Genomic DNA, 13,230 nt, shown 5'->3' with positions numbered 1-13,230 from the left:
CTCCTTATTCGCCGTCCGAGGCTTCTTCGCGGTCCCGGCGGGGCGCGCGATCGCCGCGATCCGGGCGGTCACCACGGTCGCCGCGCTCACCACGACGCTCGCGGTCACGCTCGTTCTTGCGCATCATCACCGAAGGGCCACCCTCCAGCTCTTCAACGCGGACGGTCATGAAGCGGATCACGTCTTCGTTGATCTGCGTCTGACGCTCCAGCTCGGCGACGACGCCAGCCGGCGCGTCGATGTTGAGCATCACGTAGTGAGCCTTGCGGTTCTTGGCGATCTTGTAGGCGAGGTTGCGGAGACCCCAGCTTTCCACCTTCGTCACCTTGCCTTCATTGGCCTCGATGATCTTGGTGGCATTTTCCGCGAGCGCATCGACCTGGGCCTGTGCCAGATCCTGACGCGCAAGGAAGACATGCTCATAATAGGGCATGGTTCATGCGTCCTGTCTTTTGGCCGATTGCTGACATACGCCCCATGCGCATGCCCCTCCGGCTGTCGTCTCAAACAAAGCTTCGCGGCGGGCGCAGCGAGAGCCTGCCCGGCGAAGGGGCGGCCTATGGCTGAAAAGTGCCCGCAAGGCAAGTGCGCAATGCCCGCTCTCGCCGATAAGCGATCAGGGCCGGAACTGGCGGGCCAGCGCGTGATAGAGCTTGGGCTTGCAGATCTGCCCGCTGACCCAGTTGGCGAAGATCGCCGTAGCGAACAGCGGCAGGATCATGGTGCGGTCTGCGGTCATTTCCATCATGATGATGGCGGCGGTGAGCGGCGCCCGCACCACACCCGCGAAATAGCCGATCATGCCGAGCAGCACGATGGCGCCGTGCGGCTGGTCCGGCATCAGCAGCCCCAGCAGCTGGCCAAGGCCGGCGCCGACGGAGAGCGATGGCGCGAAGATGCCGCCGGGGGCTCCGCTCAGCGCCGTAGCCAGCGTGGCGACGAGCTTGGCGGGGCCGAAGCTCCAGGAAACCTCTTCACCGGCGAGCAACGCACGCGTCGTCTCATAGCCGGTGCCCCAGCTGATTCCGGCGGTGAGAATGCCCGTGATGGCGACGACGAGGCCGCAGATGCCCGCGACGAGCAGCGGCTTGGCCCGCATCGCCCGGGTGAGCGGGCTGCGGGACCAGGCAAGAGCGATCAGCGCGCGGGAGAACAGGCCGCCCGCCACGCCGCCGACCAGCCCGGCGACCGGCGTGAGCAGCAGCATCGACGAGATCGGCATCGATTGATGCATGGCGCCAAAGTAGATGTAATCGCCCGAGAGCCACAGGCTCGTGATGCCCGCCATCATCACGGCGGCCATCACCACGATCGCAATCTTTTGCTCGAAGGCAGCGGCCAGTTCCTCGATGGCGAAGGCGACCCCGGCGAGCGGGGTATTGAACGCAGCGGCAACGCCTGCCGCACCGCCGGCAATGATAATCCCGGCCGAAACCGGCACGCGCAGCCAGCGCTGCACCGCGGCCATGATGGCAGCGCTGATCTGAACGGTCGGCCCTTCGCGACCGACAGAACCACCCGCAAGCAGCATCCCCAGCGTGCCGAATAGCTTGAACAGCGCGGTCCGCAGCGAGAGAAGACGGCGGGATTGCGGGTGATCCGGCATACGCGCCGCCGCCATGGTCTGCGGAATGCCCGATCCGCGCGCCTCCGGGCACCAATGCCGCGTGACATAGGTCACCGCGACGAACAGGCCGGGCGTGATGACCAGCGGCGCATAAGGAAAGGCATCGGCCACGCCGGTAAACACGCCTTGCGCGGCCTCGCCCAGCTTGGCGAACAGCACCGCGACCAGGCTGAGCAGCAAGGCGCCGCCGATCGCGCCGATGCGGCCCCGCATCACGCGGGCATCCACGCGGCTGATCGCGTTGGAGAACCGTGGCTTTAACATCCTGGCTTCCACTATGCCCCATGAGCAGGGCGCACAATGGCCAATGTCCATCCTGGCGCGCCGTCGTGCCGGTCAAGCCAACAGGACTTGCCCGGGGCGCCCCCCCGGACTAGGGCGCAGGCCTTCACAGACCAAGCAGGGATCAGGGCCGTGCGTGCATTCATCTTTCCGGGGCAGGGCAGTCAGGCCGTGGGCATGGGGTCGGCGCTGGCCGCAGCATCGCCCGTGGCGCGCGAGATTTTCCAGGAAGTCGACGAGGCGCTGGGCCAGCATCTCTTCCGCATCATGACCGAAGGGCCGGAAGCGGACCTGACCCTGACCGAAAATGCCCAGCCGGCGATCATGGCCAACGCGCTCGCCACTTTGCGCGTGCTCGAGAAGGAAGGCGGCGTGGTGCTGCGCGACAAGGCGGATGCGCTGGCCGGCCACAGCCTCGGCGAATATAGCGCCCTTTGCGCGGCCGGTGCCTTCGATCTCGCGACCACCGCCCGTCTGCTCAAGACGCGCGGTCGGGCGATGCAGGCCGCCGTGCCGGTAGGCGAGGGTGCCATGGCCGCGCTGCTCGGCGCCGACATCGAGAAGGCCGAGGCGCTCGCGGCTGCTGCGGCCGAGGGCGAAGTCTGCGCCGTCGCCAACGACAATGATCCGAGCCAGGTCGTCATTTCCGGCCATGTCGGCGCCATCGAGCGCGCGATCGGGCTGGTGAAGAATCATGGCATCAAGCGTGGCGTGCTGCTGCCGGTCTCCGCGCCCTTCCACTGCCCGCTGATGCAGCCCGCTGCCGATGCGATGGCGGCTGCCCTGGCGGACACGCAGTCGCCCGGCGCCTTCATTCCCGTCTATGCCAATGTCACGGCCGCGCCGGTGAGCGATGCTGCGACCATCCGTGACCTGCTGGTACAGCAGGTGACCGGCCGGGTGCGCTGGCGCGAAAGCATCGCGGCGATGTGGGAGGCCGGCATTACCGATTTCGTCGAGCTGGGCGGCAAGGTGCTCGGCCCGATGGTCAAGCGCATCGCGCCGGATGCGACCGTGACCAGCGTCATCTCGATGGACGACATCGAGGCGCTGCTCGGCCGCGTGTGAGAGACAGGAGGGACTGCATCATGTTCGATCTCAATGGAATGACCGCGCTGGTCACTGGCGCGAGCGGTGGCATCGGCTCTGCCGTGGCCCGGGCCCTGGCCGCGCAGGGCGCGCGACTGGCGCTCTCCGGCAGCAATGTCGCCAAGCTGGAGGCCTTTGCCGCCGAGCTGGGCGGCGATCACGTCTGCGTGCCGTGCGATCTGAGCGATGCGGCATCGGTGGACGCGCTGGTGCCCGCCGCGATCGAGGCGCTGGGCGGCAAGCTGGATATCCTCATCAACAATGCCGGCGTCACGCGCGACAACCTCATCCTGCGCATGAAGGACGAGGAGTGGGAGACTGTCCAGAAGATCAATCTGGAGGCAGCGTTCCGCCTGATCCGCGCGGCGGCCAAGCCGATGATGAAGGCACGTACGGGGCGGATCATCTCGATCACTAGCGTCGTCGGCGTGACCGGTAATCCGGGCCAGGCCAACTACGCCGCGTCCAAGGCTGGCCTGATCGGCATGAGCAAGAGCCTGGCGCAGGAACTGGCCAGCCGCGGCATCACCGTGAACTGCGTCGCGCCCGGCTTCATCCGCTCGGCCATGACCGACGCGCTCAACGACGCCCAGAAGGACGCCATCCTCTCGCGCATTCCAGCCGGTGCGCTCGGCACCGGAGAGGATATTGGCGCGGCGGTGGTCTATCTCGCCAGCCGCGAGGCGGGCTATGTCACCGGTCAGACCTTGCACGTGAATGGCGGCATGGCGATGATCTGAGCTTTGGCCGGTCTCTGGCGAGGTCGGCTGATCCCGGGCTCATCATCACGGCAGAGCGAGATTTTTTATCGGCAGGCGGAACCCGATGCCGCGCCGATCATTCCCTCACTGACTGGCTCCCGCCGGTCAGCGGACCCCCTTAACGGCGGCCTTTCAGAGGCCGCCGTTTTTTTGTGGCGAGGGTTGGTGGGGCTGGTTGTGTGAGTGCTCTCCGTTGGCGCTGACGCGCTGTTCAGTTCTGAACCCACGAACCGTGGTGGCGGATCTCGCAAGGGGATCGCCCAAGCCTAGGGTTATGACAAAACGGAATACCGGTAGAAAATGGTGAGCCCTGCTGGGTTCGAACCAGCGACCTACTGATTAAAAGTCAGTTGCTCTACCGACTGAGCTAAGGGCCCCCAAGCGGGTGTCGCGATCCCCTAAAGGTGCGGGCTCTGGCGGTCAACCGGCTTGGCGGCTTTTACAGCCGCGATCATCTGGCTGGCTTGGGCTTGCGCAGGCGGGAGGCCAGATGGCGGATGGTGAGGCCGGACACAGGATCTTGTGCATCCGGAGCGATCGCGCGCAGCGGATCGAGCACGAAGGCACGGTCTGCGATGGCCGGATGCGGTACGGTCAGACGTTTGCTGCGCACGGCGCCGCCAGACCAGAGCAGCAGGTCGAGGTCCAGCGTGCGCGCGCCCCAGCGGCGGTAGCGGCGGCGATGGAAGGTGCGCTCGATGGCCTGAAGCTGGTCGAGCATCGCCAGCGGTGGCAGCGTCGTGCTCACAATGGCTGCCGCATTGGCATAAGTGCGCGCGGACGGGCCCAGGGGGCGCGAGTCGATGATGGGGGAGGCTCGAACAAGGCTGAGGGGCGCGAGGTCGAGGGCATCAAAGGCGGCGCGCACGATGTCGCGCGGGCGCATCCCCGCCATCGGGCGATTGGCGCCGATGCCGACAGCGTAGATCTGCTCGCCGGTTTCCGGCGACCGATGGTCGTGCGCCAGAGGGTGGATGCTTGCCTTGTTCATCCGCCAGGGCCTATCCGCAGGGCATGTCCATGACCAGACCTGTTATAAGCCCCGTGCCCGGCGCCGAACCGGCGCGCGATTGTGCCTTGTGTCCGCGTCTGGTCGCCTTTCGGCAAGCCTGTCGCATCGAGCATCCGGACTGGTGGAACAGTCCAATCCCCGCCTTTGGCGATCCGGATGCGCGCATTGTTCTGGTGGGTCTGGCGCCCGGCAAACATGGCTCCAACCGCACGGGGAGGCCGTTCACCGGCGATTATGCGGGCGACCTCCTGTTCGCCACGCTGGACAAATTCGGCCTTTCGCGTGGCACATATGAGGCGCGCGTGGATGATGGCCTTGAGTTGGTGGATTGCGCGATCCTCGCGAGCGTGAAATGCCTGCCGCCACAGAACAAGCCGACCCCCGAGGAAATCCGCACGTGCCGTCCGTTTCTGGATGCGGAGGTCGCGTTGCTGCCCAAGGCGCGCATCTTCATCGCGCTCGGGCAGACCGCGCATCAATCCGCGGTGAAAGTGCTGGGTGGACGGCTGCCCAAGGCCCGCTTCGCGCATCTCGCCGAGCACCGGATGCCCGATGGGCGCATGTTGATCGATAGCTACCACTGCTCGCGCTACAATACGAACACGGGACGGCTGACAGCGGGGATGTTCGAGGCGGTGTTCGAGCGGGCGTTGGCGTTGCGGGATGGCCTTTAGGCAACGCGATGGCGGCACGTTTATCTCTTATCTCTCTCCCATTGCGTTGGTTGGATGAACGCTGGGGGGGGGGACCGTGTGCGCGGCCGGCCTTTCGCAACGTCGCGGCCGTTGTGTAGTGATCGCGCGCAAGCAAAGCCGATTGCCTGCAGCAGACCTTACTGACCGGCCTTATCTCGCCAAGCTGAAGGCCCGACTCAAGAGGCTGGTGAACGCGGGGACTGAAAGCGACCGCCGCGCTCGCCGGGCTTATCGCAGCAGATAATCGTAATAAGCGCCATCCGGCGGTCCACCGGCGGCGGCCTGCACGCCATCCAGGGCGCCTTCCGGTAGCGAGGCGAGCGACTTGGCATGATGCTCTTCGCTGGCCCATTTCTCGATGAAGATGAAGCGGTGCTCGTTGCCCAGGTCCCGCATCAGCTCGACGCCTTCACAGCCATCGGCAGCCTTCACCGTGCCTGAGAGGGCAATGAGGGCCGCTTCCATCTCGGCGCTTTTGCCGTCTGCGGCGGGAATGATGTAGAGGCGAGCCACGGTCATACACATCTCCTTATGCAGCGATGGTTACACATCCTGCGCCAGCCGTCCATAAAGCTCGGGCCTGCGATCGCGAAAAAAGCCCATGCCGGCGCGGTGCTTGCGGGCCCGGTCCAGATCGAGCGTGGCGATGAGCGCGCCGGTCTGCCAGTCTTCCGCCTCGGCCACCAGATCGCCCCATTCGTCCGCGATGAAGCTGTGGCCGTAGAAGCTTTGTTCGCCGGTGGCGCCGGCGATCTGCTCGCTGCCGATGCGATTGGCCGCGATGACCGGCATGCAGTTGGAGACGGCATGGCCCTGCATCGCCCGCCGCCACATGCGGCTTGTATTCAGATCGCCATCATAAGGCTCCGAGCCGATCGCCGTGGGGTAGAGCAGGAGTTCAGCGCCCATCAGCGCCATGGCGCGGGCTGTTTCCGGATACCATTGGTCCCAGCAGATGCCGACGCCGATCGTGCCATATTTCGTCTCCCACACCTTGAAGCCGGTGTTGCCGGGACGGAAATAATATTTCTCCTCATAGCCCGGCCCGTCCGGGATATGGCTCTTGCGGTAGACGCCCATGATCTCGCCCTGATCGTCGATCATGGCGAGGCTGTTATAATGATGGTGTCCATCCCGCTCGAAGAAGCTGGTGGGGATATAGACGCCCTGCGCCCTGGCCAGCTTCTGCATCGCTAGCACGGCAGGATGCTCAGTGAGCGGGCGGGCGCGGGCAAACAAAGCCTCATCCTCGACCGTGCAGAAATACAGGCCCTCGAACAGTTCGGGCGGCAGGATGATCTTGGCGCCACGCGCCGCGGCCTTGGCGACATGCTCCTCCACCAGCGCGATATTGGCGGCCTCATCGTCCGAAAAGGCGAGCTGAAGCGCGGCGACGGTGAGATGAGACATGATAGATCCTGCGGCGAAGGGGGTCAGACGGCGGCCGGCAGATGCATGCTCATGCAATGGAAACTGCCGCCGCCGCGCAATATGGCATCGGACGGAAGGCCGACAATAGCCCGGCCCGGAAAGAATGGGGCGAGCACATCCAGCGCGGCCTGATCATTGGGTGCGCCATATTGCGGTACGATGACGGCGCCATTGGTGATGCAGAAGTTCATGTAGCTCGCTGGCACGATGTGCCCGTCAATCTCGTATCGGCCGACCGACGGGATCGTAGCGACCTCCAGCCCATAGGCGCGGGCGCGCGCTGTGGCATCGGCATAGATGGCGGTGTTGGGGTCATCCTCGGTGCTGGCCTGCGGCACGGCAAGAATGCCGGGCGCCACGAAGCGGGCGAGATTGTCGACATGCCCATCGGTGTGATCGTTCAGCAAGCCATCACCCAGCCAGAGCATGGACGACAGGCCAAGGGTGCCGGAGAGGATCGTCTCGATCTGCTTGCGATCCAGCGTGGGATTGCGATTGGGGTTGAGCAGACATTGCTCGGTCGTCACGAAAAGCCCGGTGCCATCCGTATCGAGCGCGCCGCCTTCCAGGATGATGGGAACGTGGCGGCAGGGCAGGCCGGTTGTGGCGGCAAGCCGCGCGCCGATGTCCTCATCGCCCGGCATCTGGAACTTCCCGCCCCAGCCGTTGAAATCGAAATCGACGAGGGCGCGCGAGCCATCGGCGCCGAGGATGCCGAGAGGGCCGGTGTCGCGCAGCCAGATGTCGCCGAAGGGTTCGTGGCGGACCTCTACGGCGGGGGGGGGCAGGGTGCGGGCGTAGAGGGCATCTGGCTCGGTGCGAGCGAGAAGTATGACGCGCTGGCCTTGGCTGGAGACCGCATTTGCAAATGCCGCTGCCTGGAACTGGGCATCCGAACGCGCTGAGGGCCATTCCGACGGGTCGCCGGGACAGCCAATCCAAAGCAGTTCCTGAGGGCCCCACTCTGCCGGTAGGATGTAAGACATTCGGCGTTCTCTCTCGTTTCGCGAGCGTCTTGGCCGACATAGCTTGCAATGACAAGGTGCGCTTCGTCGCGGTCGGTGCTTGTTTTTTTCGGAGGGGGCTGCGCCTATGATGTGTCGAGTCTGTGCTTTTTCGCCGGGCTGACGTGGTGCAAACTGATGGGTCTGGCGGAAGGCAATCCAGCAATAACCGAATAGCAATGCTTTCGACGGTCATTCTCTTTAGGAACATCGGAGGTGTCAGGCGGTCGCGCGGCGTTGCCGAACTCTGCTGCACCAGCACACGAAGAGGGTGTCCCGCAGGGTTTCCCGTCAAAGTGGAACTCAGTTTCTGTTCAAATTGGTTGCGCTCGACAATGGCATCACAAGCGATAATGGACTAACGGCGATTGGGTCGCCCCCAACCTTCTTTATTTGAAAGATGCAGGGAAAATAAATAGACGATAATCCTAATAAATTATCGTGAAATATAGTGGCGTTGAATATTTATATTAATTCTATGAAGTTAAAATCTATGCTTATAGATGTATCTCGTTTGATTTGGCGCATGAAAAGAGGTTTGTTGCCGACAGGTATTGATCGAACATGTCTTGCGTATATTTCTCATTATCGCGGTCGCGCCCATGCAGTCATTCAGTTCGGGAAGGTGACAGCGGTTTATCCCCTTGAATGTTCCCGAGAATTGTTCGAGGTCTTACTTTCATCCCATAAAGGTGGTGGTGGCCACCGATTGCCCTCCCTCGTTTGGCGGGGCGTGCGGGAGCTTTTGAGAGGTCGGGTGGGGCGGCGTGACCTCACGGGAGCCATTTATCTGAATGTCGGTCACACGGGCCTCGATAAGGTGAGCCATGAGGCTTGGGTTCAGAAATCGGGCGTGAGACCAATCTATTTTGTGCATGATCTCATTCCGATAACTCACCCCGAATATTGTCGTCCGAGAGAATTAGAGAAGCATCGTCACCGCATCACTGCGTTATTGCGCAATGGAACGGGCATCATCGGAAACAGCCGCGATACGCTTGATGAGTTGAAAATTTTTGCCAGTTACCAAGGATCGTTGGAAATGCCGCCGACGCTTCTGGCACCTTTAGGAGCGGATTTCTCTGATAGACAGCAAGCCCCGAGACCCGATACGACTTTGCCGGTGCGGCCCTATTTTGTTATGCTCGGCACGATTGAAGGACGGAAGAATCACCTCTTTATTCTTACGATCTGGGCAGAGATGGCTCGGCGTTTGGGGGCAGCGTGCCCGCAACTCGTTATCATTGGCCAGCGCGGCTGGGAAAGTGAGCAGGCGGTCGATATGTTGGAGCGCAGCGCGGCGCTGCGTGGGCATGTTATCGAGCTGTCACGCTGTGACGATGCGGAGCTCCAAGCCTATATGTGCGGGGCGCGAGCGCTGCTCTTTCCATCTTTCGTCGAAGGATATGGTCTTCCGCTCGTGGAAGCGCTGGCCAGCGGGACGCCGGTCATAGCCAGCAATCTTGGGGTCTTTCGTGAGCTTGCGGGCGACATTCCTGATTACCTCAGTCCAATCGATGGTCTGGGCTGGTCTCAGTTGATTGAAGATTTTGCGCAGCCCGACAGCATTCGACGTGCAGAACAGCTAAAGCGTCTTGCTGGATGGCAGCCGCCAACTTGGGCGGATCATTTTGCCAAGCTCGATCCCTGGTTGGAGGAGTTAGCTGCTCAGCCGTAAGTGGCAACGCTCGCAAGCTGCCACTGGCCGGTTCGACTGCTAACCAGCCGCTCTACGGAAGACTCCACCAATATACTCGTCGCCGTCTCGCTCGCCAGCCCGCCATAGACAAGGCAGCGATCGTGCAACACGCGTCGGAACGACTCGTAGACATTCGGATCAGGCGCTTGCGGCCGCATCCAGAAGTCGTCGAGCCGACCCTGGTGGGTGATTTGCGGTATGTTGTAGATCGCCTTGCCCAGCGCCATGGTGGGGACGCCAGCGGCGAGGGCCAGCGTGGCTGAGGTGCTGTTGATCGTCACCATGCCCAGGGTATCCGCAGTCAGTTCCTCAAGGACGCCCCCAGCAATGTGCAAAATGCGATCTTCGATGCCGGCCTTGCGGGCCTGGCTCATGATATGACTGCGCCAGCTCATGAAGCTGCAATCGAGCGGATGCTCCTTGATGAGCAGGCGGACATGCTTGGGCGCGCGGCGAGCGAAGCTGTAAAGCACGTAATCCAGCGCTTCCTTCATGTCCGCGAACGGCGAATGCTCGCGAATTTGGAAGTCGGTGGAGAGTTGCAACGGGAAGAGGAAATAGGGCGCCTCAGGCAGACGCGCGAGGGTCTCCTCGGCGCGGCGAGCATCTGCCTTTTCCCGCGCGAATTTATAGAGCCAGCCAAAGCCCTCCATCATCAGGGACCCGGTCCGGTGCGACTGGTAGAAAGGATAGAGCGGCCGCCCGAACCAGGTGCGTGAGTAATAGCGCCAGGCATCGCGCGCGCGGCGGTTGAAGCTGGCGGTGATGACCGGGCGCTGCGGCAATGGGGGCAGGCTGCGCGCCGCTTGCAGATACCATTCCGGGTCTCGCGGTAGCGAGCTGTTGCCGTTCACTCCGCTCGGCTCCAGGGTCAGCCAGTCCGGACGAATGTAACCTTCTTCAAAGACATGCACGTCGATCTTGCGAAGCTGTGCCATGCGATGGGCCGCCATGTGCAGAGGGCGGCAATCGCCGAACAGAATGATGTCGGTGATGGCATTGTCGCTCAGGAAGCGATCAATGAACAAGGTCCACCGCTTGCGGCTTCCGCGATAATTGGTGGCCTCGCCGGGCCAATCGGCGAGATCGCCGCCATTCAGATTGATGCGGAAAATACCGCATTCGAGAGTGCGAAGTCGTTCGGCCAATTGCCAGAAGAAGGGCCCCGGCGGCCCCTGCAGGAACAGGAAGTTCCGATGCGCTATGGGCTGGAATTTCATCTGTTTCCCAACATGTGCGCGATGGCCCGTCTAGCCAAACCAACCAACTTTCTGAGCGGGACTAGCGCAACATTTTGACGCTGAACACCAGAAATGAGACGCATGACAAGTATTTCTGCCGTGCATGGCAAATTGGTTACGGGGTCCAGATAGCGCGGATATTGAATAAGCACATAGGCTGTTAACGCATCTAGCGTTAAGGCCTTGTTTCGACGCGGCAGGGATGGGCCGAGATCATTGGTGAGCCCCCAGCCTGCAAAGAAGGGCATGCCGTGCGTCGTCACCGGTGTCCCGTGCAACAGCGCTTCGAACCCGGCGAGAGAAGTGATGACATGCACCTCGTCCGCCATGGCGATCAACGCGCTGATCGGACTGTTGGGGTTGATTTCGTTCGCCAGATCCAACGCGATATTCGTCGGAATGGCGCCGCGCCGATGGCCCGCTTCAACATCGGGATGCGGTCGATAGACGATCCACGCATCCGGTACGCCTGCGCGGACCCGGCGGAGCAGTTCAAGGTTGGACTGGACCGCCCCGCCGCCGAACTGGACGGACCGGTCATCCTCGACCTGACCGACCACGAGGAGATGACGCTTCTGCCCGCCCCGGCGGGGCAGAGTGGCTGCGCGGCCGATGCCATATTTGCTGACGCCCTCGCGCACCAACCATTCGCGCAGACGGCGCGCGCGGGCAAGCATGTCGGGGGAGGGTGTGCCTTGCGCCAGCATCTCCTCCAGCCGGTTTGGACGGGTGGGGTCGTAGTGGACGCCCAGATCATCGACGATGATGGAAAGCGGCGGGACGCAGTCCGCGCCGAGTCCGGCCGAGCGGATGAAGCCATCCTCCACTTCCATGACTGGCCAGGGACCCGCCTCGATCTCCGCCAGCAGGGCAGGGGGAATGCGCGCCTTCCACACGGCAATGGCATCGCTGGGCGTGAGATCGCCCAGGGCGGCGGGATTGGAAGGACGGAACGGGACGGCGCCGCCGGCCCAGAGCAAGGGGTCCACCGTATCCCGCTTCCAGTGCGCGAAGCCGAATGCGGCGGCGATCGGGCGGTTGGCGTCGATCAAGCGCCGCCAGCTCGCCAGCGTTTCGATCAAATCGAGTGCGCTGGTTGGCTGGCCGGTGAACGGGTCTGTGTAGGCGACGTTCTGCACCAGATGCCGCCCGACCAAAGCGGCGATGATGGCCTCAGTCTCGGGGGCGCCGGGCGCGCGGTCGGACAGCGCAGCGAATGCGCCTTCACCGTTAAGGCAAACGCGCTTGCCTGCGATAGCGCTGAGCAGCATCAGCGGATCGTCGGCGGACCCTGTCACGCTTTCTTGTGCGATTGTCCAAGGATCGTCCGGCGCCCAGAACGGACCACCGACGCGATATTGTCGCAGGGCCGCGAGGATTTGCTCCGCGGTTGCCGAGCGGACATGGCTCTCGCCCCCCGCAGCGCTGAGGACGACCGGATAGGGTTTGCCGCCGGGAAAAGGAGGAACAGCGAGGATCGTCTGTGCGGCGAGCGTCATGGGCGATGCACTTTCTCCAGCCAGCCCGTCGGCGGCTTGGGCACGGCGGCGTGGGGATCGGCACGCATCGCTTCGATTACGCGGTTCAGCCAGGGCGACAGGAGGGCCATGTCGGGATTATGACGGGAGGCCACCCCTGTGACCAGACTGGAGGGGCCGGAATAAGCCGCAAACAGCGTATCGGCGCTGGTCTTCGGAACGAGGCGGTCGAGATCGCCTTGGACGAACAGGACCGGGACCTCGATCGCCTTCAATGCCTCCCGATTGTCCCATCGATCCGGAATGAAGGCACGGCTGATCTTTGGCGCGGCGGCGGCAATGCGAACGAAAACGCTCATCGCGATCACGCCAGCGATATCCGGTTCTCTCGCTGCGGCATGAAGCGCCACGGAAGAGCCCAGCGAATGGCCGATCAACCAAATACGCGCTCCGGGCCCGGCCAAGTCTCTCGCTTTTGCGATGAACGCGCTCGCATCGATCAGCAGGCCGTCCTCACTCGGTCGACCCGGATTGGTTCCAAAGCCGCGGTAAGACGCAGCCAGAACCGCATTGCCTGCCCCGGCCAGATGCTGGGCAGCATTCGCATTCATTTCGGCATTCCAGTTGCGGCCGTGGAACATGACGAAGATGTCGGGGTCGCCCGGCGTCCCCGGCCAGTAATAGCCGGTGAGTGCGAGATGATCCGTCGTGGTGACGCTGATGGTCCGGGGTGGCGCGCCGTCCCATTGGGTCACGCCGGCTTTGTTATGGGGAGAATAGAGGACGTCACGTGATAGAGACGCACAGCCCGGCGTCATCCCCAGCAACGCCAACAGCACCATGGTCTGCCGTGCGTGCCGGCCCATGCTATGGTACGGCTTGCCCGGACGATCCTGTGTCTCGCGCACGAT

General features: G+C 63.2%; 13 protein-coding genes and 1 tRNA gene. 4 read left to right on the top strand and 10 right to left on the bottom strand.

The genetic code is table 11. The annotated features are described in order from the left end of the window. Positions 1-4: 4 nt before the first annotated feature. A complete protein-coding gene (gene rpsF, locus M2336_RS15235) occupies positions 5-433 on the bottom strand; it encodes a 30S ribosomal protein S6 (RefSeq protein ID WP_181560055.1) in 429 nt (142 codons plus the stop codon). Between the two features lie 183 nt (positions 434-616). Further along, positions 617-1,891, bottom strand: coding sequence for a chloride channel protein (locus M2336_RS15230; protein ID WP_181560054.1), 1,275 nt, complete (start codon positions 1,889-1,891; stop codon positions 617-619). Between the two features lie 150 nt (positions 1,892-2,041). Here M2336_RS15230 and fabD point away from each other — a divergent pair, with 150 nt between their 5' ends. Together fabD and fabG are read left to right on the top strand one after the other, a co-directional pair. Beyond that, the gene (gene fabD, locus M2336_RS15225; RefSeq protein ID WP_264573137.1) at positions 2,042-2,977 is read left to right on the top strand and encodes an ACP S-malonyltransferase; all 936 of its coding nucleotides are present in this window, start codon (positions 2,042-2,044) and stop codon (positions 2,975-2,977) included. A gap of 20 nt (positions 2,978-2,997) precedes the next feature. Beyond that, a complete protein-coding gene (gene fabG, locus M2336_RS15220) occupies positions 2,998-3,738 on the top strand; it encodes a 3-oxoacyl-[acyl-carrier-protein] reductase (RefSeq protein ID WP_264575515.1) in 741 nt (246 codons plus the stop codon). 322 nt (positions 3,739-4,060) lie between these two features. Here fabG and M2336_RS15215 read toward each other — a convergent pair. Then, positions 4,061-4,136: transfer RNA gene (locus M2336_RS15215), tRNA-Lys, on the bottom strand. 74 nt (positions 4,137-4,210) lie between these two features. Beyond that, complete coding sequence (folK, locus tag M2336_RS15210) at positions 4,211-4,750, bottom strand: 2-amino-4-hydroxy-6-hydroxymethyldihydropteridine diphosphokinase (RefSeq protein ID WP_264573135.1); 540 nt, start codon at positions 4,748-4,750, stop codon at positions 4,211-4,213. A 23-nt stretch (positions 4,751-4,773) separates the two neighbouring features. Between folK and M2336_RS15205 the strand changes: the two genes are divergently transcribed. Further along, positions 4,774-5,445 (top strand): uracil-DNA glycosylase, encoded by a 672-nt coding sequence (locus M2336_RS15205; protein ID WP_264573134.1) that lies wholly within the window; start codon positions 4,774-4,776, stop codon positions 5,443-5,445. 249 nt (positions 5,446-5,694) lie between these two features. On the opposite strand, the gene M2336_RS15200 is transcribed toward M2336_RS15205, so the two are convergent. From M2336_RS15200 to M2336_RS15190, 3 genes are read right to left on the bottom strand one after another with little or no spacing between them, the layout of a single operon-like run. Beyond that, positions 5,695-5,985 (bottom strand): putative quinol monooxygenase, encoded by a 291-nt coding sequence (locus M2336_RS15200; protein WP_264573133.1) that lies wholly within the window; start codon positions 5,983-5,985, stop codon positions 5,695-5,697. Positions 5,986-6,009: 24 nt separating this feature from the next. Beyond that, complete coding sequence (aguB, locus tag M2336_RS15195) at positions 6,010-6,876, bottom strand: N-carbamoylputrescine amidase (RefSeq protein WP_264573132.1); 867 nt, start codon at positions 6,874-6,876, stop codon at positions 6,010-6,012. A 23-nt stretch (positions 6,877-6,899) separates the two neighbouring features. After that, a complete protein-coding gene (locus M2336_RS15190) occupies positions 6,900-7,883 on the bottom strand; it encodes an agmatine deiminase family protein (RefSeq protein ID WP_264593173.1) in 984 nt (327 codons plus the stop codon). Between the two features lie 469 nt (positions 7,884-8,352). Between M2336_RS15190 and M2336_RS15185 the strand changes: the two genes are divergently transcribed. Continuing rightward, a complete protein-coding gene (locus M2336_RS15185) occupies positions 8,353-9,579 on the top strand; it encodes a glycosyltransferase family 4 protein (protein ID WP_264573130.1) in 1,227 nt (408 codons plus the stop codon). On the opposite strand, the gene M2336_RS15180 is transcribed toward M2336_RS15185, so the two are convergent. From M2336_RS15180 to M2336_RS15170, 3 genes are read right to left on the bottom strand one after another with little or no spacing between them, the layout of a single operon-like run. Then, positions 9,570-10,820 carry a capsule biosynthesis protein gene (locus M2336_RS15180; RefSeq protein WP_264573129.1) on the bottom strand — a complete coding sequence of 417 codons (1,251 nt, stop codon included), beginning with the start codon at positions 10,818-10,820 and terminating at the stop codon, positions 9,570-9,572. The two genes, M2336_RS15185 and M2336_RS15180, sit on opposite strands and share 10 nt — an antisense overlap. Continuing rightward, entirely contained in the window at positions 10,817-12,340 is a 1,524-nt protein-coding gene (locus tag M2336_RS15175; protein ID WP_264573128.1) for a hypothetical protein, read from the bottom strand. Before M2336_RS15175 ends, M2336_RS15180 begins: the two co-directional genes overlap by 4 nt. Then, positions 12,337-13,227: an alpha/beta hydrolase gene (locus tag M2336_RS15170; RefSeq protein WP_264573127.1), complete on the bottom strand. Its 891-nt coding sequence runs from the start codon at positions 13,225-13,227 to the stop codon at positions 12,337-12,339. Before M2336_RS15170 ends, M2336_RS15175 begins: the two co-directional genes overlap by 4 nt. Positions 13,228-13,230: the final 3 nt, after the last annotated feature.

The sequence above is a fragment of the Sphingobium sp. B1D7B genome, from assembly GCF_025961965.1.
GTDB lineage: Bacteria > Pseudomonadota > Alphaproteobacteria > Sphingomonadales > Sphingomonadaceae > Sphingobium.
This window is presented reverse-complemented; position numbering and strand designations above follow the sequence as displayed.

What these genes read in the sequence shown, in the direction of transcription:
- M2336_RS15230 (WP_181560054.1), bottom strand. Translation starts at nt 1,891, where the DNA reads ATGTTAAAGCCACGGTTCTCCAACGCGATCAGCCGCGTGGATGCCCGC.
- fabG (WP_264575515.1), top strand. Translation starts at nt 2,998, where the DNA reads ATGTTCGATCTCAATGGAATGACCGCGCTGGTCACTGGCGCGAGCGGT.
- M2336_RS15205 (WP_264573134.1), top strand. Translation starts at nt 4,774, where the DNA reads ATGTCCATGACCAGACCTGTTATAAGCCCCGTGCCCGGCGCCGAACCG.
- M2336_RS15200 (WP_264573133.1), bottom strand. Translation starts at nt 5,985, where the DNA reads ATGACCGTGGCTCGCCTCTACATCATTCCCGCCGCAGACGGCAAAAGC.
- M2336_RS15175 (WP_264573128.1), bottom strand. Translation starts at nt 12,340, where the DNA reads ATGACGCTCGCCGCACAGACGATCCTCGCTGTTCCTCCTTTTCCCGGC.
- M2336_RS15180 (WP_264573129.1), bottom strand. Translation starts at nt 10,820, where the DNA reads ATGAAATTCCAGCCCATAGCGCATCGGAACTTCCTGTTCCTGCAGGGG.
- aguB (WP_264573132.1), bottom strand. Translation starts at nt 6,876, where the DNA reads ATGTCTCATCTCACCGTCGCCGCGCTTCAGCTCGCCTTTTCGGACGAT.
- folK (WP_264573135.1), bottom strand. Translation starts at nt 4,750, where the DNA reads ATGAACAAGGCAAGCATCCACCCTCTGGCGCACGACCATCGGTCGCCG.
- rpsF (WP_181560055.1), bottom strand. Translation starts at nt 433, where the DNA reads ATGCCCTATTATGAGCATGTCTTCCTTGCGCGTCAGGATCTGGCACAG.
- M2336_RS15190 (WP_264593173.1), bottom strand. Translation starts at nt 7,883, where the DNA reads ATGTCTTACATCCTACCGGCAGAGTGGGGCCCTCAGGAACTGCTTTGG.